Source organism: Paenibacillus sp. JMULE4 (assembly GCF_013337105.1).
Lineage (GTDB): Bacteria > Bacillota > Bacilli > Paenibacillales > NBRC-103111 > Paenibacillus_G > Paenibacillus_G naphthalenovorans.
Window position 1 is genome coordinate 538,247 of the sequence record NZ_SGWF01000010.1, and the last position, 24,771, is coordinate 563,017.

General features: G+C 50.9%; 24 protein-coding genes and 1 pseudogene. 4 read left to right on the forward strand and 21 right to left on the reverse strand.

Annotation, left to right across the window (positions count from 1 at the left end):
- Positions 1-11: 11 nt before the first annotated feature.
- The 8 genes from EXW96_RS04905 to EXW96_RS04940 all read right to left on the reverse strand — a co-directional run bounded on the left by EXW96_RS04905 (position 12) and on the right by EXW96_RS04940 (position 7,614).
- Positions 12-353: a cyclic-phosphate processing receiver domain-containing protein gene (locus tag EXW96_RS04905; RefSeq protein WP_062408725.1), complete on the reverse strand. Its 342-nt coding sequence runs from the start codon at positions 351-353 to the stop codon at positions 12-14.
- Positions 350-1,195 (reverse strand): deoxyribonuclease IV, encoded by an 846-nt coding sequence (locus EXW96_RS04910; RefSeq protein WP_054818226.1) that lies wholly within the window; start codon positions 1,193-1,195, stop codon positions 350-352. The genes EXW96_RS04905 and EXW96_RS04910 overlap by 4 nt, the downstream gene beginning before the upstream one ends.
- A gap of 13 nt (positions 1,196-1,208) precedes the next feature.
- On the reverse strand, positions 1,209-2,018 hold the full coding sequence (locus EXW96_RS04915) for an Fpg/Nei family DNA glycosylase (RefSeq protein WP_174350083.1): 810 nt from the start codon (positions 2,016-2,018) through the stop codon (positions 1,209-1,211).
- 64 nt (positions 2,019-2,082) lie between these two features.
- Positions 2,083-3,507, reverse strand: coding sequence for a ribonuclease H-like domain-containing protein (locus EXW96_RS04920; RefSeq protein WP_174350015.1), 1,425 nt, complete (start codon positions 3,505-3,507; stop codon positions 2,083-2,085).
- Complete coding sequence (locus tag EXW96_RS04925; RefSeq protein WP_174350016.1) at positions 3,504-5,789, reverse strand: DEAD/DEAH box helicase; 2,286 nt, start codon at positions 5,787-5,789, stop codon at positions 3,504-3,506. Before EXW96_RS04925 ends, EXW96_RS04920 begins: the two co-directional genes overlap by 4 nt.
- Positions 5,790-6,184: 395 nt before the next feature.
- Positions 6,185-6,400 (reverse strand): hypothetical protein, encoded by a 216-nt coding sequence (locus EXW96_RS04930; RefSeq protein WP_054818223.1) that lies wholly within the window; start codon positions 6,398-6,400, stop codon positions 6,185-6,187.
- 115 nt (positions 6,401-6,515) lie between these two features.
- Positions 6,516-7,208, reverse strand: a complete 693-nt coding sequence (locus EXW96_RS04935) for an LrgB family protein (RefSeq protein ID WP_074726878.1) — start codon at positions 7,206-7,208, stop codon at positions 6,516-6,518.
- Positions 7,189-7,614: a CidA/LrgA family protein gene (locus tag EXW96_RS04940; RefSeq protein WP_254611214.1), complete on the reverse strand. Its 426-nt coding sequence runs from the start codon at positions 7,612-7,614 to the stop codon at positions 7,189-7,191. The genes EXW96_RS04935 and EXW96_RS04940 overlap by 20 nt, the downstream gene beginning before the upstream one ends.
- 83 nt (positions 7,615-7,697) lie before the next feature.
- Here EXW96_RS04940 and tlp point away from each other — a divergent pair, with 83 nt between their 5' ends.
- Entirely contained in the window at positions 7,698-7,925 is a 228-nt protein-coding gene (gene tlp / locus EXW96_RS04945; RefSeq protein WP_062408732.1) for a small acid-soluble spore protein Tlp, read from the forward strand.
- 54 nt (positions 7,926-7,979) lie between these two features.
- Here the strand turns inward: tlp and rnz are convergent, their stop codons facing one another.
- On the reverse strand, positions 7,980-8,930 hold the full coding sequence (rnz, locus tag EXW96_RS04950) for a ribonuclease Z (RefSeq protein WP_062408733.1): 951 nt from the start codon (positions 8,928-8,930) through the stop codon (positions 7,980-7,982).
- 90 nt (positions 8,931-9,020) lie between these two features.
- On the reverse strand, positions 9,021-12,455 hold the full coding sequence (gene metH, locus EXW96_RS04955; protein ID WP_174350017.1) for a methionine synthase: 3,435 nt from the start codon (positions 12,453-12,455) through the stop codon (positions 9,021-9,023).
- A gap of 293 nt (positions 12,456-12,748) precedes the next feature.
- Here metH and EXW96_RS04960 point away from each other — a divergent pair, with 293 nt between their 5' ends.
- Positions 12,749-14,050, forward strand: coding sequence for an IS1380 family transposase (locus EXW96_RS04960; RefSeq protein ID WP_174350018.1), 1,302 nt, complete (start codon positions 12,749-12,751; stop codon positions 14,048-14,050).
- A gap of 271 nt (positions 14,051-14,321) precedes the next feature.
- A complete protein-coding gene (locus EXW96_RS04965; RefSeq protein WP_054818220.1) occupies positions 14,322-14,864 on the forward strand; it encodes a 1,2-dihydroxy-3-keto-5-methylthiopentene dioxygenase in 543 nt (180 codons plus the stop codon).
- Between the two features lie 180 nt (positions 14,865-15,044).
- Here the strand turns inward: EXW96_RS04965 and EXW96_RS27265 are convergent, their stop codons facing one another.
- The 7 genes and pseudogenes from EXW96_RS27265 to yneA all read right to left on the reverse strand — a co-directional run bounded on the left by EXW96_RS27265 (position 15,045) and on the right by yneA (position 19,333).
- Entirely contained in the window at positions 15,045-15,347 is a 303-nt protein-coding gene (locus tag EXW96_RS27265; RefSeq protein WP_254611215.1) for a transposase, read from the reverse strand.
- A gap of 29 nt (positions 15,348-15,376) precedes the next feature.
- Positions 15,377-15,738: pseudogene (locus EXW96_RS28485) on the reverse strand (transposase); the annotation flags it as partial.
- A 585-nt stretch (positions 15,739-16,323) separates the two neighbouring features.
- The gene (locus EXW96_RS04975; protein ID WP_174350019.1) at positions 16,324-17,115 is read right to left on the reverse strand and encodes an HAD family hydrolase; all 792 of its coding nucleotides are present in this window, start codon (positions 17,113-17,115) and stop codon (positions 16,324-16,326) included.
- Between the two features lie 24 nt (positions 17,116-17,139).
- Entirely contained in the window at positions 17,140-17,649 is a 510-nt protein-coding gene (locus EXW96_RS04980; protein WP_171005805.1) for a hypothetical protein, read from the reverse strand.
- Positions 17,650-17,673: 24 nt separating this feature from the next.
- Complete coding sequence (locus EXW96_RS04985) at positions 17,674-18,663, reverse strand: aldo/keto reductase (RefSeq protein WP_062408735.1); 990 nt, start codon at positions 18,661-18,663, stop codon at positions 17,674-17,676.
- A 16-nt stretch (positions 18,664-18,679) separates the two neighbouring features.
- Positions 18,680-18,874, reverse strand: coding sequence for a DUF896 domain-containing protein (locus tag EXW96_RS04990; RefSeq protein WP_054818217.1), 195 nt, complete (start codon positions 18,872-18,874; stop codon positions 18,680-18,682).
- A 90-nt stretch (positions 18,875-18,964) separates the two neighbouring features.
- Positions 18,965-19,333, reverse strand: a complete 369-nt coding sequence (gene yneA, locus EXW96_RS27275; RefSeq protein WP_254611217.1) for a cell division suppressor protein YneA — start codon at positions 19,331-19,333, stop codon at positions 18,965-18,967.
- Between the two features lie 143 nt (positions 19,334-19,476).
- Here yneA and lexA point away from each other — a divergent pair, with 143 nt between their 5' ends.
- Positions 19,477-20,097 (forward strand): transcriptional repressor LexA, encoded by a 621-nt coding sequence (lexA, locus tag EXW96_RS05000; RefSeq protein WP_062408736.1) that lies wholly within the window; start codon positions 19,477-19,479, stop codon positions 20,095-20,097.
- A 256-nt stretch (positions 20,098-20,353) separates the two neighbouring features.
- Here the strand turns inward: lexA and EXW96_RS05005 are convergent, their stop codons facing one another.
- The 4 genes from EXW96_RS05005 to EXW96_RS05020 form a co-directional block, all read right to left on the reverse strand.
- Positions 20,354-21,253: an SDR family oxidoreductase gene (locus EXW96_RS05005; protein ID WP_174350020.1), complete on the reverse strand. Its 900-nt coding sequence runs from the start codon at positions 21,251-21,253 to the stop codon at positions 20,354-20,356.
- A 216-nt stretch (positions 21,254-21,469) separates the two neighbouring features.
- Positions 21,470-22,807 (reverse strand): type I glutamate--ammonia ligase, encoded by a 1,338-nt coding sequence (gene glnA / locus EXW96_RS05010; RefSeq protein WP_174350021.1) that lies wholly within the window; start codon positions 22,805-22,807, stop codon positions 21,470-21,472.
- A gap of 90 nt (positions 22,808-22,897) precedes the next feature.
- Positions 22,898-23,311, reverse strand: coding sequence for a MerR family transcriptional regulator (locus EXW96_RS05015; RefSeq protein ID WP_054818215.1), 414 nt, complete (start codon positions 23,309-23,311; stop codon positions 22,898-22,900).
- Positions 23,312-23,517: 206 nt separating this feature from the next.
- Positions 23,518-24,768: a methionine gamma-lyase family protein gene (locus tag EXW96_RS05020; RefSeq protein WP_174350022.1), complete on the reverse strand. Its 1,251-nt coding sequence runs from the start codon at positions 24,766-24,768 to the stop codon at positions 23,518-23,520.
- Positions 24,769-24,771: the final 3 nt, after the last annotated feature.

A 24,771-nucleotide genomic window follows, 5' to 3' on the forward strand; every position in this document is an offset into this window, starting at 1 on the left:
GTGACCACAACCTATTCTTTGACGTTTTGGGCAATCTCCTCAAGCAGCGCATGCGGCATGGGGCCATTCACCACAAGGACATGCTCGGGCTTGCTCGCATATAAAGCTTGAAACATATGTTGCCTTCCCGAATCGCTGGATGTGTGTAAATAAATGCGTTTCGGGTAACGGTTTGAAGCAACGATGCCTCTGACGACATCCATCCCGTTAGGCTTGCCCCATCCAAGGTCGTAATCGAGCGAAAGCACATCCACCTCGCATTCCTGCAGCAGAAGAAGGCATTCTTCCGCACTGCGTGCATGCAGGAATCCCTTCGGACAAGTCCGATAATCGTCCAAATAAACATGAATCACCCTTCGCTCAGCTCCTTGACATAACGGATTTCCCCGGCATGCGTCGTCCCTCGCATCAGAGGCGTTTCCAGGACAACCGGAAGATTCATGCTCTTGAGGCGTTGGGAACGCAGCAGCGGAAGAAAAAGCGCTTCACCCATTTGGCCTTTGCCGATCATGGCATGCCTGTCTTTGCATGCGCCGCGCGCATATACGGAATCGTTCAGATGGATGGCGCGAAGATGCGGCAAATAGCCAACGGCTTCGGCATGTCGTTCCCACTCCGGCCAACCCGCCGGGAGCGCCGGGAACAATTTGGAGGCAAAGGCATGGCACGTATCGAAGCAAAAACCGATCAGCTCGGGCCTCCGGCATAATCCCCGAATCTGTACAAGCTCTTCCAGGGTCGTCCCCATCAACGAGCCTTCCCCCGCTTGATTCTCGATCAGCAGCAAGGCGCGACCCGGATATCCCGCAAGCACCTCATTAATACATTCTATAATATTTTTATAGCCTTGTAACGGGTCCTTGCCTTTGTATTTGCCAAAATGAACAACGACGCCTACCGAACCGCATGCATCCGCAATTTCGAGATCGTTGCGAAGAGAAGCGATCGTCGCCTGCCGCAGCTCGCCCTCGTCTACTGCAAGGTTGGTTGGATAGGGCGTATGAGCGATGGTGAGAATGCCATGCTCGCGGCAGTACCGCTCGCAGCTCTCCGCGTCACTGCGATTGTATGCCTTCACCATCAGGCTGCGCGGGTTTTTGGGGAAATATTGAAATGACTGCGCGCCCAACAGGACCGCCGTCCTGGCCGCTTCCAGGTAACCCTTCCGAATACTGATATGGCAGCCGAACCTCATGTCCTCTCCCCCCTTACCGCTGGCAGCCCAGGCAGCAAAAGGATTTCTTCGAGGAGACATCCTGCCTCACGATAGGACGTCCGCAGCGTACGCACGGCTCCCCCTCACGGTCATATACGCGGCATCGGCTGTCGAAGCCTCCAGTTAACGTATCTCCCGTAAAAAGCGGCATTTCCATATACCCGCCATAATGCGTCGCCTCGGTCAGCACTTCTCTCATGGACCGGTACAGCCGGCCAAACTCCAGAGAGGTTAAATCGAACGGACGTCTTGAAGGCAGCAGTCCGGCATGAAAGCAAATTTCATCACTGTAGCAGTTTCCGATACCCGCCAACAAGCTTTGATCCGCCAGATTGCTTTTGAGTGTGCCTCTCTTCACTCGCAGCCGTTCTTCAAACCTCTCCGCGGTAAAGCCGGGATCGAGCGGTTCCGGCCCGAGCTTTTCCATAAGGGCGGAAGCTTCCTCGGCCTCATAAAGATGCAAATATCCCAGGCGGAGTCCTATGCAAAACAAATGCCGGTCTCCAAAATCAATCCGCACCTGAACGGTTCGCTCAGGCGCTTCTTCCATCGTGCCATAAAATATCATGCCCCCCAGCATCAAATGGAGCACCAGGACTTTGCCTGAGGTCAAGGGAAACAGCAAATGCTTGGCTCTGCGATCCACCGTCCGGACCGCTTGGCCTGTCAGTTCGCGTTCAAACCGCAGCGGAGATACGTTGATCGACTTTTCGCGTCCAATCTCTGTGCCGGTAATCGTCCGTCCTGCGATTCGTCCGTTCAGAAGGATGCGGTAATTTTCCATTTCGGGCAGCTCCGGCAACGACTTCACCTTCCTCAACTTTTCGATCTTTCACTAGATTTCCAAGAGGAAGGGAAATTATACCTTAAAGAGGCATCGACAACTGCTCGAATCCGGGGGCGAGCCGCCGTTTTCTTGATGGCTTCGTCACGGAAGGAGACCAAACGGAAGTGGTGGATGAAGCCGACTTTCTTTTCAGCCGTTCAATCCTTTTTTCCAGTTCTGCCGCTTCGTTCCCCGCCTCCTTCGACCCAGCTTCCCGTCTCACGGCTCCCGTCCGGTTTCCGCTGCGCTTTAGCGCGCCTTGGCGCCATACAAGATCGAGTGCCAGCTGAGCGTACTCCAAAGCCGGCTTCCACTCCTTGGCTTTATGTTCGTAATACATAGACAGCTCTATATAAGGCTCCAAGGATGCGGTTCGGCTTCCGCCCTTGCAGGCGATATAATGCTTCCAAAGCAGGCATGCCTCAGACAGCATACGCCGCCGCTTGAAAAATTGAGCCAGAGGCAGCAAGCAAGCATCCACTTCGCCTGTTTCTCTTTGGGCAATGTCTGATAGAAGTTCCTCCGCTAACGCGCTCAAAGCCTCGTCGGCCTGCGCCCTCATCCCGATTTTATCCAGCCACAGCCCGAGCCGGAACCACTCTTCCCTGCCGAATTCACGGGCATGCATCCAATCCAGCTTTCCGCTCAGCAAGGCGGCAAAATGCACGGCCAACCCGGCCAACGACAGAACGTCCAGCTCGTTGTGAACAAATACGCCCTTTAAAATCTCAGGGTCCCGCTCCGCCAAATATTGAAAATAAAGCGCCGGCGCCAGCGATCCCGGGACATCGTTGTCCCGGTACACGCCCAGCCGCTCCTCCTCGATATGGCCTAATCGGCAGGACGGCAGCGTATGCTTCCATAAGCTTCGGGACGGATACAAAAAATCGATATGCCCTGCGGGCTCCGCCTGCAGCGGCATCCGGTTCATAATGTACCGGTTCTTGACGATGGGCCAGTCAAACGATTTGCCGTTATAAGAAATAAGCACCGGACGGCTTTTCAGCTTGTTTTGAAGGTAACCAAGCATGGCCGCTTCTTCCCCGGGATGCCGGATCAGCATTTGCTCGACCGTGAAACGGTCCCCTTCATAGAACCCGATCCCGATCATGAAAGGGACATTGCCGGCGCCATGGCCCAGACCGGTCGTTTCCGTATCCATGAAAAGAAGGCGTTCGTGCGGCATGCCCGACGTTTCGGCAGAACCGGTCCCCGGTTCTTTGGCAGCCAGCAAACGCCAAAGCTCATCCCCGCTGTTTGCCAAATCTCCCAGCCGGCTCCCGCCGTGCCGGTATTCGGCCTCATAGGTATTCCGGCGCAGCACGAAATCGCCCCATTCGCTTTGTTCCATGACCGCGCCAACCGCACTCCACTCGTCCGTAGAAGGATTTTCGCTTGGAGTGACCGGCACGGCCGTCTCCTCAGGCCGCTTATGCCGCAACAGCCTTTCCCTGAGCGAGCTCATCCCGCTCCCTCCAGTCGACGCAGCAAGCCAAGCGACAGCTGCTTCCCGGTCATCCCCACTTCCTCGATCGGACCGACACAAGCCGGGCAGCCGCTAAGGCAGCCGCATGAAGAAATAAGCCGCTGCGCTTCGGCAAGCAGCTTACCATGCACTTCGTAGAGCCGTTCACTGAGACCTACACCGCCCGGATACCGATCATAGAAGAAGATCGTCGGCTGCTTGTTATGCACGGCTTTTACCTGCGGGACGACGCGGATATCCTGCGGGTCGCACATCAAATACAGCGGAGCGATATGCACCAGAACGTTGGACAGCCCGAGAAGCGCAAACTGCATATCGTTCGCCGTCATCCCGGAAGCCGCTTCTTCATCAAATGTGAACCAGTAGGAGCTGGTGTGCAGTTCTTCCTCAGGCAGATGAATCGGTCCGGATCCAATGTTTTCATGAGTCCCCAGCTTGATTTTTTTGAAAATCGTCGCTTTTGCGTTTACCGTCACTTCTCCATACTGCCTCAGCAGTCCCCTCTCGGCCGCTTCCCGATGAACGTGCAGCACCTTCAACTGAACCGCCAGATTGGCGTCCGTAAAGTAATCGACGTTCACTTCGCGGACATACGCTTTCTTCTCTTCATAATCCAGCTTCTCCACTTGAAACTGCACGCCCTCGTGAATATAGATCGCTTCTTCATGGATCAGCGTTGGCGCGCTGAACCTGTCTACCTCGCCGAGAACACGCGCACCGTTGGTCATATCGATGATAATAAAATTTTCCTGCGCGGCGGAGCGCAAGCTGATATCGTGCGCCGGAAACGACTGCTCCATCCAATGCCAGCGGTTCTTTACCCGGTGCAGTATCCGCTCCTCCGTCAAAAACTCCAAAATGTCCTTAAGCGATTCGTCCCCGAACTTCTCATTCTCCTCGAAGGGAAGCTCATATGCGGCGCACTTCACATGATCCACCAGGATGATAAGGTTGTCCGGACTGATCAGCGCCTGCTCCGGCGGGCGTTCAAAGAAATACTGGGGATTTTGGATCATGTATTGATCCAGCGGATTGCTGCTCGCTACAAGAAACGTAATCGAGCTCTCCTGTCTGCGGCCGGCGCGGCCCGACTGCTGCCATGTGCTGGCGATCGTTCCCGGATATCCGTTTAATACGCACGCCTGAAGCTGCCCGATATCGATGCCGAGCTCGAGCGCGTTCGTGCTCACAACACCGCGGATTTCCCCGCTGCGCAGCCCCCGCTCGATCTCGCGCCTCAGCTTGGGCAAATAGCCGCCGCGGTAGCCGCGTATCGATTTGGCGCCCAGCTCGTGGGCGACAAGCTCCTGCAGATATGTAAGAAGGATCTCCACCCGCACGCGGCTGCGCGCAAACACAATCGTCTGAATCCCCTGCTTCAGCAGCAAGCCGGCAAGCTTTCGCGTCTCCAGCACGCTGCTCTTGCGGATGCCCAGCTGCTCGTTGACGACGGGCGGGTTATAAAACACAAAGTGCTTTTCTCCCGATGGCGCCCCATTGTCATCCACCAGCGCCACTGGTTCGCCAATCAGGCGTTCCGCATGCTCCTTCGGGTTATCGACCGTTGCGGAAGCGCAGATAAACTGCGGATTGGAGCCATAAAAACGGCAGATTCGCTTCAATCTCCGGATGACATTGGCGACATGGCTGCCGAATACTCCCCGGTAGGAGTGAACTTCGTCAATCACGATAAATCGGATATTTTCAAACAGCTTCACCCATTTGGTATGGTGAGGAAGTATTGCGGAATGGAGCATATCCGGATTCGTCACTACGATATGTCCGGCGTTGCGGATCGCCTGGCGCACGGCGGGCGGCGTATCCCCATCGTACGTGTGCGTCTTAATATCCGCTCCCATAACATTCGCAAGCTCCTGCAGCTCGGCAACCTGATCCTGGGCCAGCGCTTTGGTCGGAAACAAATAGAGCGCCCGCGCGCTCTCATCCTTCAATATTTCCTGCAGCACAGGAAGGTTGTAGCAAAGCGTCTTTCCGGATGCCGTAGGCGTCACCGTAACGACGTTCCGTCCGGCGCTCACTTCACGGAAGGAGTAGGCTTGGTGCGTATACAGCTTTTCGATTCCTCTTGTCTCAAGCGCTTCTCGCAGAAGCGGATTTAACTCGTCAGGGAACGGCTCGTACCGCCCTTCCCGAGGCGGAATCGTATGCCAGTGCGTCACCTGAGACATCAGCTCAGGCGTCGCCTTGATCAAATCTATCAATTCATTTATGGAAGCAACCTTTCCGGTCAATGGGTTCATCTTTTCGCCTCCTTTTGACGGCAGCGTTACTCCCATTATATAGAATGCATGTTCGTATTACAATTCCTTTTTGCATTTGATCTGCCAAAAGACCTTTTAGTAATGACATATGCCGGCGGATTTCACAGCCTTAATAAAATTTAACATCATAAAATATTTATATGATAAGATTTTTAAAAGGATTAGCCCAGACGTCACCCTATGGCAGTCTTTATCGTGATCCTTGCCGCACGGCCTATTTTTCCCTGAAATAAAAATATAACCCGAGCCGATGGGTTTCGGTTCAGGTCTTTTTTACTTAAACGCGAAAGATGTTGAATATTACCCTTGCCGGCACCCATGGCCGCGCAGGATTGTGTCACTTCCTGCGCTTTCCCGGGCAATTAGGAAAACCCTTAGAGCAAATCAGAGGAATCATCGTAATCGTAACGAAGCCTGTCTTGAGAAGCCGTCGTCTGTAAAGGGGGCGATACCATAGCTGCTGCCGCATTCGTTTTGAGCTTGTCCAGCACTTCATGAAACTTCCATGCCTCTGATTCTTCGCCCTGCGAACGAATTGCGATTTGCAGAGCCTGTTCTATGACGGCGATATCCTGACTTGTGAAAGCCATACCGCAATCCCTCCTCCACATTTTTACTGCAACTATTCTTGCCCAATCCCCTGTTCTTCATACTTTTTTGTGAATCTAAACCTCTTCTTCTCCCTTGGTTCCGGAACGCATTCGTCTATTTGAACCAAATATATATCGGGACGAAAAGTACGCTGGTGATAATCGCCGTTACTCCCATGGCAAACCCACTAATGCTTCCTGCCAGTTCCGAGTCCCGGATCATCCGAGCTGTACCGATACCGTGGGCGGCGGTACCGATGGCCGTGCCGAGTGAAATATCCTCTCTTACCCCGGCCAAACGCAGCAAAGCCGGTCCGAGCAAACTTCCGATCAGTCCCGTTAACACCGTCATTGCGGCCGCGAGCTCGGGTATGCCCCCTGCTTGTCGTGCAATTTCCATAGCTACCGGGGAAGTCACGGACTTGGGCATCATCGTGATCAGCAGCTCGCGACTGCCTCCCAAGCTCCAGACTAGCCCGGCCGACATCATCAGCGCACTTACTGAGCCTACGGTAACGCCAGTGATGATAGGCAAAAAGTTCCGTCCAATTCGCTGGGCGTTCTTGTAAAGAGGGACACCCAGCGCGACTGTAGCCGGACCGAGCAGGAAAACGATGTAGTCCCCGCCCTTTTTATAGGCTTCATAAGGGATCCGCATCAACATCAGCACCGCAATGATCAGGATAGACGAGATAAGAAGCGGATGCAGCCCTTTCCACTTTTGCTGGCACTTTAAAGCGACGGCATAAGCGATCACCGTTAACGAAATGCCGAATAACGGCTCGGCGCTAAGCTCTTGAACGGTCATAACGGCGTTCTCCTTCTTTCATCTTCCTGCCGCTCATCAGCTTCACCGTCCAACCGGTGAAAAGCAGCACGCCGAACGTACTCATGAACAGACTGATCACGATCGTCAGCGCCTGCTCCCCGATCAAGGAGAAAAACACCATCGTTCCAGCCACAATCGGCGCAAATAACAGGAGCATATGCCGAATCAGGAACTGGCTTGCCTCTTCCACCCATGACACCTTAACGATTTTCAGAAATAAGCTGAGCGTAAATAGAATCAAGCCAATAACATTGGCGGGTAAAGGCACTCCGAACCCTTCATGAAGTACCGTTCCCAGCATATAAAAACAAGTAATATGGCAAATCCCATCATAATTTTCGTACTCCTTCCAATGATGGCCGTATACCGGACTCGCCGTATGCATAATTTGCCCTTTCGGGTGGTATCGTAAAATTGGCGCAATGCCACTAACGTATTGACACTAACCAAGACGGGAGTTGAATCATCATGGCCAAGCCGGACAATCGTGCGGACAACGTAGAACACCTGCAAAAAAACATTAATCACACCATCGAAAACATTGAAGAGGCTGAAGCCTATTTGGACGAGCATGCCGAGGAAATCAGCCCGGAGGAACAGCAGCAGATCGAATCCAAAAATGACCGCCGCCGCGAAAGCTTAGCCGCGTTCCGTTCCGAAATCAAAGACGAAGCAAACGAACAGAACGAAGAGTAAACCGCATAAATACCTCCTCCCCCTTCAAAGGGGAGGAGGTTATTAGCTTTGCGGCTATGCATTCGTTGATCTCCGCGATACAGGGATTTCAAAACGAAAATGATCATAGGCCAGGTACGTCTCCTCATGGACAGTACGAGCCTCCGCCGTTAATTGTTCCGCCAGCTCACCTTGATAACGCGAACTAATGTGCGTCAAAATTAACGTTTTCGCACCGGCCTCCCGGGCTGTACGTGCGGCGTCGATCGCCGTCGAATGATCATATTTTACAGCCATCTCTTTTCTCTGCTCCGCAAATGTCGCTTCATGGACAAGCACATCCGCAGCCTCTGCAAGCTTCACCGCATGAGTGCACGGCTGGGTATCGCCCAATATCGTCACCGTGCGGCCGGGAATGGATGGACCGATAAACTCCTGTGCATACAGCACCTTGCCATCCGGCAGTTCGATGTTTTCTCCATTCTTGATTTTGCCGAACAGTGGTCCCGAGGAAAGTCCAAGCTCCTTCAAACGGGCTGCATCCAGCTTTCCTTTTTGCGGTTTTTCGGTTATGCGATAACCATAGCTGTCAATGCGGTGCACCAGAGGGGCCGCCGTAACGGTCAGCTGCTCGTCTTCAAATACAAGGAACGGCTCCGATTCTTTAAATTCTACGATGTCGATCTCATAACTCAGATGGGAATCGCTCACACGAAGCGCCGTTTCAATGAATTCTTTAATTCCCTTTGGACCGTAAATGGTAAAGGGACTCTCTCCCCCTTGGTAGGATCGGCTTGACATCAAACCGGGAAGACCATAGATGTGATCTCCGTGCAGATGGGTAATAAACAGCTTTTCCAGCTTGCTGATTTTGACCGGAGCCCTGAGCACCTGATGCTGCGTTCCTTCCCCGCAATCGAACATCCAATAGACGTTTCTCTCCGCCAGCAGATTCAGCATCACGGAGGTCACATTACGTTCCTTGGAAGGCATTCCGGCGCCCGTTCCCAGAAAATAAAGTTCCAATATCCATCGACTCCCGTTTCGTTAAAGTCCAATCAGTGAAAAGAGTGGAGCGTTCACGCTCCACCCTGTATAGCATACCCCAAATCGGCTTTAGGTGTTAAAATATCTGGCATCGGGATGTGCAAATACGATGGCGGATACGGAAGCCTCTGGCTCCATCATGCTGCCTTCCGTCAGATGAACGCCGATATCCTCAGGGTGCATCAATGCGAAAAGCTGCTGCTGATCATCCAGGTTCGGACATGCGGGGTAACCGAACGAAAACCGCTGCCCGCGGTATTTGGCTCCGAACCTCTCCTGCATGGTCATCTCCGCCGGATCCGGGAAGCCCCATACGTCGCGCATCATTTGATGGATGCGCTCGGCGAATGCTTCCGCCGTTTCAAGAGCGGCCGCCTGCAATGCGTGCGAACGCAGATAATCGCCTTTCTCACGCCACTCAGCCGCCAATTCGCTGATCCCATGGCCGGCTGTGACGACAAGGAAACCGACATAATCCATCTCGCCGCTTTCTACCGGCTTTAAGAAATCGGCCAGACAGAGATAAGGCTCTTTTTGCTGCCGCGGAAAACTAAATTTCTGCAGCACCTTGGTATGATCTTCCGGATCGTAAACCAGCACATCGTCGCCATCGGCCTGAGCCGGGAAGAAGCGATACATACCGTGGGCTTTAATAATGCCTTCACGCTGCGCTTCGAATAAAATCTGATCTACCGTTTCCTTCAACTGAACAGCTTTCGGGTCCTTCTCGGCCAGCAATCGATCGACTTTACCTTTCAGCCCCAAATGGTGTCCAAGCAGCATCTGCATGTTGATATAAGGCATCAAATGACTGATCGGATAATCGCGCAGCACGCGGCGTTCCAAATCCGGCGGCTGCTGTACCGGCACCGTCCGGTCTAACGTAGATACCTTCACCCGTGTCAGCTCAGGCATTTGCTCTTCCTTACGCCCGGATTCCTTCACATCCGACTCCATGCTTTCTCTCAGCTCACGAATCAATTGCTGCTTTTGTTCCGGGTCGCTGAGCTTGTTCGCGATTTCCAAGCCATCCATCGCGTCTTTGGCATAAAGGACAAGGCCGTCATATTCCGGAGCAATCCGTGTCTTGGTAAACTTCCGTGTTAATGCGGCTCCGCCCACAAGAATAGGAACATCAATTCCCGCATTCTTCAAGTCTTGAGCGGTAACGATCATTTGCTGTGCCGATTTGACAAGCAGTCCCGACAGACCGATCGCATCCGCCTTCTCTTTGCGGTACGCTTCAATCAACTGCTCCGGAGGAACTTTGATGCCCAAGTTGATAATTTTATATCCGTTATTGGACAAAATGATTTCGACGAGGTTTTTACCAATGTCATGTACATCGCCTTTCACCGTTGCCAAGATGATTTTTCCTTTGACGGCGCTCTCCGTCTTTTCCATGAACTGCTCCAAATGCGAAACCGATGCCTTCATCACTTCAGCACTCTGCAGTACCTCGGCTACGATGAGCTCGTTGTTATTGAAAAGCCGTCCGACTTCCTCCATCCCTTTCATCAGAGGACCGTTAATGATCTCAAGCGGCGAATATTTTTGCAGCGCGTCGTTCAAATCCGGAATCAGGCCTTCTTTGGTGCCTTCTACCACATAAGAAGCCAGACGCTCCTCCAAGGTCAGATTGGAAATCTTCTCTTTCTTCTCGACCTTCTTGCTGCGGAAATGCGCAACAAAGGCGGCCAGCGTATCATCATTGGTATTATAGATGAGGTTTTCCGCCAATCTCCGCTCTTCTTCAGGAATGGACGCATAACGTTCCAGCTTCTCCGTATTGACAATAGCGTAATCCAGTCCTGCCTTCGTACAGTGGTACAAAAAGACGGCGTTAAGCACTTCGCGCCCAGCCTCCGGGAGACCAAACGAGACGTTGCTGAGACCGAGGATCGTTTCCGTATCCGGCATCGCTTCCTTGATCATGCGAATGCCCTCAATCGTTTCTTTCGCCGATCCGATATACTGCTGATCACCCGTACCTACAGGAAAAACGAGAGGGTCAAAAATGATATCGTTCGGGTTCATTCCATATTTGTTCACAAGCAGATCATAGGAGCGCCGGGCAACCTCCAGTTTGTCTTTCGCTGTAATAGCTTGTCCCCGTTCGTCAATAGTACCTACGACAGCAGCTGCGCCATATTTATGAATGAGCGGTACGACTTTCTCGAACTTCTCTTCGCCGTCCTCCAGGTTGATCGAGTTAATGATCGCCTTGCCCTGAGAATACTTTAGGCCCAGCTCAATGACCCGGTGGTCCGTGGAGTCGAGCATCAGCGGTACCTTTACTTTCTTGACGACAAGCTCCAGAAACTTCTGCATATCCGCCATCTCGTCGCGATCCGGATCCTGCAGGCAGACGTCGATCACGTGGGCTCCGCCCTTCACTTGAGCGCGGGCAATTTCCGACGCTTCCTCATACTTGCCTTCAGCAATCAGGCGCTTAAATTTACGCGAACCCAGAACGTTCGTTCTCTCCCCAACCATGTACGGACGATTCGCGTCTTCAATATATACCGTCTCTATCCCGGAAACGGCCGGCGGGTGAGTCCCTCTATGCACCCGAGGCTTGTATGAGCTGAGCGTCTCCGCCAAGGCTCGAATATGGTCAGGCGTTGTACCGCAGCAGCCTCCGGCAATGTTCAGCCAACCCTGCTCGGCGAATCCCGCTATCTTCATCGCTAACGTCTCCGGAGATTCATGGTAATTTCCGTTCTCATCCGGCAGTCCTGCATTCGGGTAACAGCTGACGGCCGTACCGGCGATATCAGCCAGCGTCCGAATATGATCCCGCATAAATTCCGGTCCCGTCGCGCAGTTCAAACCGATCGAAATCGGCTCCAAATGCTCGAGGGAAATATAGAACGACTCGATGTTTTGACCGGCAAGCGTCGTCCCCATCGGTTCGATCGTACCGGAAATCATCAGAGGAAGCTTTCTGCCCATCTGATCGAACGCCTTGCGAATGCCGATGCTTCCGGCTTTCACGTTAAGCGTATCTTGGGAAGTCTCCAGCAGCAGCGCATCTACGCCGGCTTCGATTAACGCCAGCGCTTGTTCATAATAGCTGTCGATCAATTCATCGAATGTGACGCCGCCTGTGACCGAAAGCGTCTTGGTTGTCGGACCCATGGCGCCTGCCACATAACGCGGCCATTCCGGTGTACTGTATTTATTAGCTGCCTCGATAGCCAGCTTGGCTGCAGCCAGATTGATTTCCCGGGCACGATCCTGCAGACCATATTCCGCGAGCACCACGCTGGTAGCTCCGAAGGTATTGGTCTCAACGATATCCGCGCCTGCGGCAAAATAAGCTTCATGAATTTTACGGATAATATCCGGTCTGGTAAGAACAAGGATTTCATTACACCCGTCCAGCTCTTCCCCGCCGAAATCTTCCGCAGTGAGATTTTCCTGCTGGATCATGGTACCCATGGCACCATCCAATATCATAATTTTCTTTTGTAATTGCTCTTGCAAGGATGACTTATCCATCAATAATCCCCTTTCAAACTGCCGCCATACCTGTCGTCTCTTTTTCTCAACCAGCATCTCTTTCGTCGCTGTCGAATAAACACGAAATTCAGCAAATCGTTTATCCCTAAAGTGTACCAGAAACATGCCATGATGAAAAGGAACTTCCATCATGTTCAACAGCTCACGATGCAAAAAGATTGAACCTGAATTTCGAAAGTAACGTCGTCTAAGAATAGAAAAAAGGCTCAAATCTTTGGTAGAATGTGGTGTTTGCAGACATCACATCACCCAAAGAAAGGAGCACCTTTAAGGTGAAGTCTACCACACCCGTCAGCAAAATCAAGACCGAATTTACTTTACAAAACGCCACAAGCGTCGGAGGAAGCAAAATCTTTCTGGAATATCTCGAAAAAATCAAGCTCGGTAAGGCCTTGCAGAATTTAAATTGTGCCAAGCAAGGCAACTCCCTGTTCCCGGTGTTCCGCATTCTGCTCTATCTCATTGTCGGCTGGGCACTCGGATGCGAACGCCTCTTTCATTTCCGCAAGCTGCAACACGACGCGCTCATCCGGCTGTTTCTCGGCGGGCGTTGCCCGCATCATTCCCTGCTATATAAGGAACTGGACCGACTTAGCAAGACCCGCCCAACCTTAACGATGGAGTTGCGAAAGCTGAATCAGCAGATGATCGCGCCTTGCCTGCCTTCCCATCTCATATTGGATCTGGACTCCACGGTGGAAACAGTATACGGTCAACAAGAGGGAGCGTCCGTCGGTACGAATCCCCACAAACCCGGACGGAAAAGTTACCATCCGCTGATGGCGTTTGAGGGGCAGTCGCGCCTGTGCCTGAATGCAGTACTCCGTGCTGGGAATACGCATGCTTCCACCGATGCAGCCGCTTTTCTCCGTCAGATCTTTGAGCTGCTTGGTGACCGTCCGGTAAAGTACGCCCGGTTTGACAAGGGATTTGGCGGCGAAGACTTCTACAGCCTATGGGAAGCCAAGCGAATCGGGTATGTCGGGAAATTGAAATGGACGCAGCGACTTCAGGCCGAAGTAGGGCGATGCCGCTACTGGAAGCGGTTTGTCGATGAGGATTGGGTCATCGAGGGGATCACCCTGATCTACCAAGCCACCTCGTGGAAGAAACCGCGCCGCGTTGTGGTGATTCGTAAAACGCAGGTGTTTGACGGCGATCAAGCTAGGCTTCTCCTTGATACAGACTGGCAGTACGAAGCGATCGTCACCAATCTCGAGTGGGAGCCGATCGACCTTTGGCGCTTTTACAACCAGCGTTGCTGCATGGAGAACTATATCAAAGAAGCCAAGCGCGGCTTTTCCATCGATCGAATCGCTACCGGTGACTTTGCCGCTAATGAAATTGACCTGCTCATCAAGCTGCTCGCCTACAATCTCTACGAGAGATTCAAGCAAGACTGTTGCGAACCGGTCCTTCAAGGGTATACGATTGCCCGGTTCCGTCTAGAGTTTTTCCACTGTGCAGCTACGATGATTCAGCATAGCCGACAAGTCGTTCTGAAACTGGCTGAAGATTTCGCGAACCGCTGCGCCTGGCAACGTATCGCCGCTAAAGTCGCTGCCTTAGAATGACGTTTACCACAAATTAACATGGAAGCTGATTAGCCCGCTCTGATGGGGAAGGGGGAAGACTATCTTCATTTCATGTTCAGGCGCTGATTATACTGGGTTTTTCCCTGTTTATTACAGCACTTGTCGATCCGGTTTCTTACAGAAAGCCCGCAGTAATGAGCTTTCGAAATTCAGGTTGAAATCTTTCTCCAATACTCATCGACAGATGTGGCACCTTTCACTATAATATATATAGATACGAACAATTCTTATAGGAGAAGAGGGATTTACCATGGCAGAAATCAGAATTCGCAATACCAACGAACGAATCACCGGCGAGCAAAATGTCAAGGCATTTTTGGATAAGCAAGAGGTGCTGTATGAACACTGGAACGCTGCGAAGCTGCCGGCTGAGCTTCAAGAAAAATTTGTACTGACCGATGATGAAAAAGCGCAAATTTTATCCACTTTCGATGCGGAAATCCGCGATCTTGCAAACCGCCGCGGGTACCGGACATGGGACGTCATCGCTCTTTCCGATGCGACGCCCAACCTGGATGAACTGCTTAAAAAATTCGAGCAGGTGCATACGCATACGGAAGATGAAGTGCGCGCCATTACAGCAGGTAAAGGCATATTCATTATTAAAGGCAGCGACGATGTAGGCTATTTTGACGTCGAACTGGAAGCAGGTGATGTCATTTCCGTACCGGAGAACAAGCCTCACTTCTTCACTTTGATGGAAAACCGCCAAATCGTGGCCGTTCGCCTCTTTATTGAAACGGAAGGCTGGATTGCACATCCGTTCGAGGATCCGACGTTCCAGAAGGCATAATTAATTAACAATGAACCCCGCCATATAAGGAGGCCACGGAAGAACTTACACTTTTTCTCGGGGCAGCCAAAGCAGGACGACGAAAAAGGGGCTGTCCCAAAAGTAGCTTTTAGCTACGCAGGGACGGCCCTGTTTTCTTAACTTCTCGTTTCCATACAGAAAAAAAGGTCGAGTAGAGGGCTATACTTGCTCTCTTACTCGACCTTTTTGGTTCATCGCCGCCCACTTTAATAAATTATGGGCAAGGGAAAGCCACCCGACCTCCAGGCTCACTTTGGGCAAGCCGCGAAGCAGGAAACGCCGGTAGTTCCGGTTGTTTTTCATTTGTCCGAACACACTCTCCGGTTCGATCATACGTCGAACCGACAACGCGTAGCCTTCCTCACTTCGCAGCTTTTCCCGCGTCTGCTGCTTGTAACGATGGTACTTGAGACTCACTCGGATTTCCCGGTTCCCTTTGGCTTTCGTGCAGGCGTCTTTCAAAAGACAGCCTGTACACTCCCGACTCCGGAATAGTGCTCCAGCTTGACGTACTTCTCCTCGACAAGAAAACCCAAAATGGCTGTAAAAACCGTTTCGAGAACATCTTTCATCCGCTCGGAGCGGAAGCGGTTAATGGTGCGGAAATCCGGCCGCTGTCTGGCCGCAAGCCACATGAACATGATATTTTCGCGGACGGCTTTGCGATCTGACGAGAGGAATAGATTCGCTGGGTGTAGGCGTACACGATGAGTTTCGTAAGCATTTTCGGATGGCAGCTATCCCGCCCCCAACCCGGGTAAGCAGCCGCAAAGATGTTGTCGTCTAACCGATTAACCGCATCATTGACAATGCGGACCAGATGCCCCGCGGGAATATCTTCTTCTAAATCCATTTGAATGGTTGCTCGTCACTTCCATTTTACCAAGGTTTGGCTTCTTTTTGTTTTACAAAATTGAAAAGGGGGTATCCCCGTCACCTCAGTGACCTCCATCCGATTCAAGATTCCGAACAATATGGTCAATAAGCGGCATCGAGTTTAAAGACTATGAATGGCCGGAACCAGTACTTCCTAAATTCAGAGAGCATTAAAACGAATTAACCGACTTCAATCAAGTCGGTTACTTTTTCATATATTGAACTTTTTACTAGCCAGTTGCTCTAAGACTGAGTCAAACCGTACGGGGGACGGTTTATATCCAAATGCTATTGGGTGGAATGACTCATTGTATGGGGTATCAGGCCAAACGATTTCTAAAGAGAAAATAGGGGAACAATTAGGTGTGATCACAAGCATTAATCTTCCCATGCCAATAAAATCAGGTGAATCGAATAGCTTAATTATACAGGAAAAAAGGTACAGCCTTCTCATTTATTTTAGGGACTGTACCTTTTTTTATTCCAAAGGGACTTTTTCAGTGGCCTCCCCTAACAGAGGGGTTTTCTTTTACCGACAATATGATGAAGTATTAGGACCAATTTACAACGAATCGATGACCGATTGAATCTCACGCAAGCTTTTGATTTCGTGCGACGGTACGATGTCATCCGTACGCTTTAGACCGTGGCGGTTGATCCACATATTGCGCATACCGACGGTATTGGAGCCGAGAATATCCGTCGTCAGCTTATCCCCGATCATCACACCTTCATCCGCTTGAATCCCTAACAAACCCATTGCATGTTCAAAGATCGCAGCCGCCGGCTTCCCTTGACCGAAATCTCCGGAGATGACGATATGATCAAAATACGGAGCAAGCTCAGGAACGCCTGCCAGCTTTTCCTGTTGCAAATCGGGCGAACCGTTCGTCAAAAGGAGCAGCTGGTACTGGCCCTTCAGCTGGTCCAACACCTCGAATGTTTCCTCATAGACGATGGGGCGATTTCTTCGTTCTACGGGAAACAGCTCTCCAAGTTTATAGCCAAGCTCCTTGTCTTCAATGCCTACCGCTTTCAACCCGCGTGTCCAAGACTCGGTACGGTATTGGGGAGCCAGCGCTTGAAGCTTGCGAAATTCTTCTTGTTTCCCTTGGGTAAAATGCGCCCAGAGTCCTTCAAACGGGTTAATTCCGATCATTTTTGTGAACGGGAACGTCTCGTACGATTCATATAAAGCGCGGGCTTCACGTCGTACGGCTTCCTCCAACTGATCCGGATCCACTTGATAATGTTTAGCCGCTTCAGCACAGGTTGCTTGAAAAGCTTCTTTCACACTGCGGTCGTCCCACAGCAGCGTATCATCCAAATCAAAAAGTACTGCTTTGATCGCCATAAAAAGTGTTCCTCTTTCCAGATGTTAATCTTGTATTAACGTCACGTTGTATTTTTCAGCATACTCCTGAAGCTTGATTCTAGCGGAATCGATCGGAAACATATGATAGATCTTGGTGAAAACCCACCGTTTTCCTTTTGCCTTAAAGTTAATGACTATCGCGTCTTTGCTTATGGTAATATCCTTGATTTGGTCCGCGTCATAAAAACGGTCCCCTCCAAATCGGCGGGAAGATAAGGTTTTTTTATCGATTTTCAAAAAAGGGCGCCGAATCCAATAAATCAGTAACGCCAGAAATATATAGCTTGCTCCTGTAATCCAATACAGCTGTTCTTGCCCGGGTTGATTCCGAAACACGATAAAGCAAAAAACACCGGTAGCCACGAGCAGCATCGGCAAAAACCAGCTCCGGCCTTTGAATATGACCGAACCGTCGGCATTTACTCCCGATATCTCACCTTTTCCGCTCTTCCTCCGCTGCATATTAGAAATTTTCGTATTTTTACGAACCATACGTTCCCACTTACGTGACATGATGAGTGCCCCTTATATCGTCATTTACACCTTGCGCGAAAATTTATCAATAAATCGGGTTGGATATTCGTATTCCAGAGCGCTTACATCATCCAGACGCTGCCACAAGGAGTCGTCCAGCTTCCAATCCACCGCTCCCATGTTTTCCTCGAATTGTTCCAATGTCCTCGCGCCAAAAATAGGAGAAGTGATGCCCGGTTTATGAATCAACCAGTTCAATGCCACCTGAGCCGGGGTCTTGTCCGTCTCATGGGCAACCGAAATCAATTCATCCAGAATGCGGAAGTTTTTCTCCGTATTGCGAATTTCCCAACGGCTTTCTCCCGTTTTAGACGCCAAACGCCCTTCCGTCGGTTCCTGTCCACGAACATATCTTCCTGTCAAGAAGCCGCCGCCAAGAGGAGCCCAAGGGATCACACCAACGTTTTCCTCCAAACAAAGAGGCAGAACCTCACGATCCATCGTACGGCATACTAAACTGTACTGCGGTTGAATGGAGATAAAACGGGCATAACGATTAAAGTCACTGATGCTTAATGATTTCATCAGCTGATAGGCCAAAAAGTTGGAGCAGCCGATATACCGTACTTTGCCTGAAGTAACCAGATCATCCAAAGTTCTCAATGTTTCTTCTATGGGCGTAATTTGATCCCATACATGCATTTGATATAAATCGATATAATCAGTGCCTAATCGACGAAGACTGGCTTCCACACCGTCGAGAATATGTTTTCGGGATAAACCGACGTGATTGACATTATTACCTGTAGGAAAGCGTACCTTGGTCGCCAAGATCACATCGGAACGACGCTCCCGAATCGCTTTTCCCACGATCTCTTCGGAAACACCGGAGACATACACATCCGCCGTATCAATAAAGTTTCCTCCGCGATCCAAAAAACGATGAACCATTTCAATCGAGTCTTGTTCGTTTGTCGTATTTCCGAATGTCATTGTTCCTAAACAAAGCTCGGAAACGGCAATTCCGCTTTTGCCCAAAACACGATAATTCATCCCTTAACCCCCCTTCTTACTTCTTCTCTTCCTGATCAACAAACTTGATGTTATCCAGTTGACCACGCAAGGAGGTTTTAAAAGAATCGATATACTTCCTTCTTAATCCATTGCGTTCATCCAGTTCGGCATCGGTTAGCCCTTCCGATTTCGCTTTGCGGGCCAATTCGTTAATTCGCCGCACCAATGCATCATGATTCGATTCACTCATGCCGATCCTCCCGGTAATGTCATTTCAAATTATACTTTGACATTACCGAATCTGATTGTCAAGAGAAGCAATACGGCACATGCGCAGCGATTAGGGAAGCAACAATTTTTGTCCTACTTGCAAATGGGAATTCTTAAGATGGTTGATCCCTTTGATCTGATGTATATATTCCCTTATATCCTGTCCTTGGTCCGCATACTGAGAGGCAATGCTCCAAAGCGTGTCCCCCGATTCAACCTCCACGTAAGAATACATCTGAGGCTGCGAGGATGCCGCATGAACATCTTGGTCAAAAAAGAAGCTGAACATCGTAGAGATAAAGAACACTGCACAAAAAAGGAAGGCACCCAAAACGGTAGCACGAACATATGTTCCCTTATTATTATTATCATTATGCTTGGTTAGCATTACCTGGCGGGAATGATACTTATGTATAAGCCGAGAATTTTGAATCATCATGATCGACCTCCAAACATTTGTTCTGTTTTTAATCTATCAGGAACATTTGTTTGTGTCAACCGTTTATTCGAACTTATGTTTGTACGAACTCCGGTTCTATGTTATACTTCTAAGTAATGATTACCAAAAATGGAGTGATGATCTTGAGCAAAATTTCCAATCGGCAGCAGGCGATTCTAGACTTTATCAAGAATGAGGTCAGAGAAAAAGGCTATCCCCCTTCAGTAAGAGAGATCGGAGAGGCTGTGGGACTGGCATCCAGTTCCACAGTTCACGGGCACTTGGAACGTTTGGAAAAGAAAGGAATGATTCGCAGAGACCCGACGAAGCCGAGAGCTATTGAAATATTGGACGGAAGCTCGGCGGACGGCGCATTCTCCGTATCGGTTGCCAGAGTGCCTTTGATCGGGCGCGTTACCGCCGGCGTACCTATTACCGCGACGGAGAACATCGAGGATTACTTCCCGCTGCCCAGCCATTATGTAAAAAATGATAACGTCTTTATGCTAAGCGTAATCGGAGAAAGTATGATCGAGGCCGGTATTCATAACGGGGATTATGTTATCGTACGCCAGCAGCAAACCGCCAATAACGGAGATATTGTCGTTGCCATGACCGAAGACGATGAAGCGACAGTGAAAACCTTTTATAAGGAAAAGGATCATATTCGACTGCAGCCTGAGAACCCGACGATGGAGCCGCTGAGACTCAAGAACGTCACGATCTTGGGCAAAGTCATTGGTGTATTCAGAAATATTCAATAATTTTTTCCCTTTCACCGCCGATTCCGCCGGTTGAAAGGGATTTTTTATATCAACGCATTTATGGCGAGTCTTTGGAAAGCGAAGAAGGATTTTACCGCTGAAATCCACTTTTTATGAGCCCAGTGCACCGCAGGAAATCTTGTTGAGCGTTTGCAAGCATATGATCTGCGTAAAATAAGCCTGTTCCGGCGTTATGCGGATAAGCGGCTTGTTTAGGCTTGTTTATATATGATCCTCAATTAGAAAAACCAAAAATCTACGTCGTCACCATAGCTCCACCGTTGACATGGACAACCTCACCGGTCACATAGCTGGAATCATCTGATGCCAGAAACACGTAAGCCGGAGCCAGCTCGAACGGCTGCCCTGCACGCTTCATCGGAGTATCCAGGCCGAAGCGCGATACTTCATACGCCGAATAGCTGGAGACGATCAGCGGAGTCCAGATTGGCCCCGGAGCGACGGCATTGACCCGAATTCCCCGTTTCACCAAGGATAGAGCCAGCGAACGCGTGAACGAGACGACGGCTCCTTTTGTGGAAGAATAATCGATCAGCTCGGGTGCACCTCTATATGCGGTGATCGAGGCCGTATTCACAATCGCGCTTCCCGGCTTCAGATAGGGAAGCGCGGCTTTCGTCATATAGAACATCGGGTAAATGTTCGTGCTGTACGTATTGTGCAGCTGTTCGGCGGAAATGTCGGACACGCTTTCCTGCGGAAACTGAACGGCCTGATTCAAAATCAAGATATCGATTTTTCCAAAGGTGCGGAGCGTTTGATATACCGCTTCCCGGCACACCGTTTCCATCCTCAGGTCGCCGGGTATGAGCAAGCATGCTCTGCCGAGCTGCTCGATGCGCTGTTTTGTTTCGTATGCGTCCCGATGCTCATATAAATACGGGATGGCTATATCGGCTCCTTCCTTGGCAAAGGCGACGGCGACCGCCCGACCGATGCCGCTGTCACCGCCGGTAACGATTGCAACCTTGCCGCGCAGCTTGCCGCTGCCGACGTAGTGCGGGTTTTCAAAAATCGGACGGGGCGTCATTTTGTACTCCAGTCCGGGCTGCACGGGCTGATGTTGAGGCGGGAATGCAACCGGCTCCTCGATACATTTCGTTTCTTTTCCAAAATAGGGATAAACGGGTATCATATTGACCTCCTGAACTTCTTATTCAGATGGCCTATTGTATTCCAGCAGGATCGTAACTGTGCAGCCTGGCTGGAACTTGCGTCCACTCCGCTAAGGGAAAAAGCGATGGCCGCGCCTATGGAGCCTCATTCTACTTACAGAGGTCAGCCAAAACAACAAATAATGCCCACAAAAAGAAAAATCCCTTAACGCTTAAAGCGCCAAGGGATTCCCCGATTAATACAGCGTCAAATATTGATCCCGCTCCCATTGATGAACCTGAGTGCGGTAAATGTCCCACTCGATCTCTTTCAGCTCTATGAAGTGTGCAAGTGCGTGATCGCCGAGCGCGTCGCAAATGACATCGTCGCGGAGCAGCTCGTCCAACGCCTGCTTCAAATCAAGCGGAAGACTTGGAATGCCTTGCTCTTCCCGCTCTTCTTCACTCATCACATAAATATTGCGGTCCGTTGGAGGCGGCAGTTGCATTTTGTTCCGGATGCCATCGAGACCGGCCTTCAGCATGACCGCCAGAGCCAGGTAAGGATTGGCCGCCGGATCCGGATTCCGCACTTCCACGCGTGTGCTGACGCCGCGGGATGCAGGAATACGAATCATCGGGCTGCGGTTGCTTGCAGACCAAGCCACATAACAAGGCGCCTCATAACCTGGTACAAGCCGCTTGTAGGAGTTGACCGTTGGATTGGTTATTGCGGCAAAAGCGCGGGCATGCCGCAGTATGCCGGCCATGTATTGTCTGGCTGTCTCGCTTAAGCCCAGCTTATCGCTCTCATCATAGAACACATTCTCTTTGCCGTTGAACAATGATTGATGGCAATGCATTCCGGACCCGTTCACTCCGACCAAAGGCTTCGGCATAAACGTGGCGTGCAGACCGTGCTGTCTGGCAATGGTTTTGACGACCAGCTTGAAGGTCTGAATTTGATCCGCGGCTTTAATCGCGTCCGCATATTTAAAATCGATCTCATGCTGACCCGGAGCCACTTCGTGGTGAGATGCTTCAATTTCGAATCCCATTTCTTCCAGCGTAAGTACAATTTCACGACGGCAGTTCTCGCCAAGGTCGGTTGGTGCCAAGTCAAAGTAGCCGCCCTGGTCGTTTAATTCTGTCGTCGGATTGCCCTTCTCGTCGGTTTTGAACAAGAAAAACTCAGGCTCAGGCCCGACGTTCATTGCGGTGAAGCCCATTTCTTCGGCTTCTCTCAATACGGATTTCAGAATACCGCGCGGGTCGCCCGGGAACGGACGGCCATCCGGCAAATACACGTCGCATATTAAGCGGGCAACACGGTCTTCCGCTACCCAAGGGAACACGACCCAAGTATTCAGATCGGGGTATAAGTACATATCCGATTCTTCAATGCGCACATAACCTTCAATCGAGGAACCGTCGAACATCATTTTGTTATCGAGGGCTTTCTCCAGTTGACTTACAGGAATTTCCACATTTTTGATGGTTCCAAGCAAATCTGTGAACTGAAGTCGAATGAACCTTACGTTTTGTTCCTTGGCGATGCGCAGAATATCTTCTTTGGTGAAATTCTTATCTGTCACTGTGAAATCTCCTCCTTAAACTAAGTGGCAAAATTAACGGAGCATGCCCGGTACGCTTGAAAACGGTACCGGACATGCTCCGGTCAAAGCCTACTTTCTGAAAAAACGGGATAATTCTCCCTGGATCAAGGACACTTGATTAGGACGCCGGCCTCCACCCAAGAGCTGTTGTTTCAGTATCCGGTGAAGCTGCGTGTCGCTCAGCTCTCTACGCTTGACTTCCGTCTGCTCATTGAGTATGGTAGCATCCTCGGAATCCTTATCAACCGGCAGCAGCACCTGCTTGATCCCGGCGATGTTAACGCCTTTCTCGATCAAATCCTTGATCTCGAGGAGACGTTCTACATCATTAAACGAATACAACCTTTGGTTTCCTCCGGTCCGGGCCGGGATGACGAGCTCATGCTGCTCGTAGTACCGGATTTGTCTGGCGGTTAAATCGGTCAGCTTCATTACGATGCCGATCGGAAAGAGCGCCATATTTCTGCGGATTTCATCAGTCATGACCATCACTCCTAAGCTACTCTGGAACCTTACCTCTATTGTAACCTTACCGGAAAACATATGTCAAGCTGTGTTAGGTTTATGCCATATGTTATTTTTGATTACAGCGGCTAACTTCCTATAGCAATAAGTCCTGCTCCTGAGCAGCAGCCGTCAGAGCTTGTCCGCGGCTTTGGCAAGTGAAATAGCTGGCCGAGCTGCGGGAATTAAGCGAGCAGCCCCCGGTCGATCATGTTTTGAATGGCCGTCAGCACACCCATCTTGCAATGGGAGTAGGTTAATCCTCCCTGCATATAAGCGATATAGGGCTCCCTGATCGGAGCGTCGGCAGACAGCTCCAGGCTTCCGCCCTGGATAAAGGTGCCTGCAGCCATAATGACGGGATGCTCGTAGCCGGGCATGTCCCATGGTTCCGGCACGACGTGAGCGTCAACCGCGGCGGCTTGCTGAATCCCTTGTACAAAAGCGATTAAATGCTCGGCGCCCGTAAATTGAATCGCTTGGATAAGATCGGTGCGAGGGTCGCTCCAATGCGGGCTTGTCGTAAATCCGAGCTGCTCGAACACCGCGGCGGCGAACACCGAGCCTTTCACGGCTTGTCCAACCAGATGAGGAGCCAGAAACAAGCCTTGATAGATGGATCTTGTCGTACCGAGCATAGCCCCGACTTCCCCGCCGATCCCCGGAGCCGTTAATCGATACGAAGCCAGCTCTACATACTTGGCTTTGCCCGCGATATATCCCCCGGTCTCCGCCAAGGCTCCTCCCGGATTTTTAATCAGCGAGCCCGCTATCAGATCGGCACCGACCTCGGTCGGCTCGGTCAGCTCTGTGAACTCACCGTAGCAGTTATCGACAAAGACGATGATATCGGGACGGATTTCCTTGACAAAACGAACCATCTCGGCAATCCGGGAAACGGTGAAAGACGGCCGCCAGGCATAGCCGCGCGACCGCTGGATTCCGATGACCTTGGTGCTCGGGCCGATCCGGCGGGCAATTTCGGCATAATCGGGCGATCCGTCCTCGAGCAATCCCACCTCGCCATACGAAATTCCCCAATCCTGCAAAGATCCGTTTCCGTCACCCGGTTTCCCAATGACCTTATGCAGCGTATCATAAGGTCTTCCGGTGATCATGAGCAGCTCGTCACCCGGCCGGAGCACGCCGAACAACGCCGTGCCGATCGTATGGGTTCCCGATACGAAATGGGGACGGACCAGGGCCGCTTCCGCCCCGAACACATCGGCATATACGAGATCCAGCACTTCACGGCCGCGGTCGTTATACCCATAGCCCGTAGAAGCGGCAAAATGATAATCGCTCACTTTGTGCTTTTGAAAAGCGCGAATGACCTTCCATTGATTCCGGTCGACCACACGGTCAATATCTTTCAGCTTCTCCTCGATTTTTTGCTCAGCTTGCTCCATCAAACGGAGCACTCGATCCGTAAACATACC

Excerpts from the sequence above, each read along its gene's own strand:
- EXW96_RS04910 (WP_054818226.1), bottom strand. The coding sequence starts at position 1,195 with ATGAGGTTCGGCTGCCATATCAGTATTCGGAAGGGTTACCTGGAAGCG.
- EXW96_RS04920 (WP_174350015.1), bottom strand. The coding sequence starts at position 3,507 with ATGAGCTCGCTCAGGGAAAGGCTGTTGCGGCATAAGCGGCCTGAGGAG.
- EXW96_RS04925 (WP_174350016.1), bottom strand. The coding sequence starts at position 5,789 with ATGAACCCATTGACCGGAAAGGTTGCTTCCATAAATGAATTGATAGAT.
- EXW96_RS04930 (WP_054818223.1), bottom strand. The coding sequence starts at position 6,400 with ATGGCTTTCACAAGTCAGGATATCGCCGTCATAGAACAGGCTCTGCAA.
- EXW96_RS04935 (WP_074726878.1), bottom strand. The coding sequence starts at position 7,208 with ATGACCGTTCAAGAGCTTAGCGCCGAGCCGTTATTCGGCATTTCGTTA.
- EXW96_RS04940 (WP_254611214.1), bottom strand. The coding sequence starts at position 7,614 with ATGCATACGGCGAGTCCGGTATACGGCCATCATTGGAAGGAGTACGAA.
- tlp (WP_062408732.1), top strand. The coding sequence starts at position 7,698 with ATGGCCAAGCCGGACAATCGTGCGGACAACGTAGAACACCTGCAAAAA.
- metH (WP_174350017.1), bottom strand. The coding sequence starts at position 12,455 with ATGGATAAGTCATCCTTGCAAGAGCAATTACAAAAGAAAATTATGATA.
- EXW96_RS04965 (WP_054818220.1), top strand. The coding sequence starts at position 14,322 with ATGGCAGAAATCAGAATTCGCAATACCAACGAACGAATCACCGGCGAG.
- EXW96_RS04975 (WP_174350019.1), bottom strand. The coding sequence starts at position 17,115 with ATGGCGATCAAAGCAGTACTTTTTGATTTGGATGATACGCTGCTGTGG.
- EXW96_RS04980 (WP_171005805.1), bottom strand. The coding sequence starts at position 17,649 with ATGTCACGTAAGTGGGAACGTATGGTTCGTAAAAATACGAAAATTTCT.
- EXW96_RS04985 (WP_062408735.1), bottom strand. The coding sequence starts at position 18,663 with ATGAATTATCGTGTTTTGGGCAAAAGCGGAATTGCCGTTTCCGAGCTT.
- EXW96_RS04990 (WP_054818217.1), bottom strand. The coding sequence starts at position 18,874 with ATGAGTGAATCGAATCATGATGCATTGGTGCGGCGAATTAACGAATTG.
- yneA (WP_254611217.1), bottom strand. The coding sequence starts at position 19,333 with ATGATGATTCAAAATTCTCGGCTTATACATAAGTATCATTCCCGCCAG.
- EXW96_RS05005 (WP_174350020.1), bottom strand. The coding sequence starts at position 21,253 with ATGATACCCGTTTATCCCTATTTTGGAAAAGAAACGAAATGTATCGAG.
- EXW96_RS05015 (WP_054818215.1), bottom strand. The coding sequence starts at position 23,311 with ATGACTGATGAAATCCGCAGAAATATGGCGCTCTTTCCGATCGGCATC.
- EXW96_RS05020 (WP_174350022.1), bottom strand. The coding sequence starts at position 24,768 with ATGTTTACGGATCGAGTGCTCCGTTTGATGGAGCAAGCTGAGCAAAAA.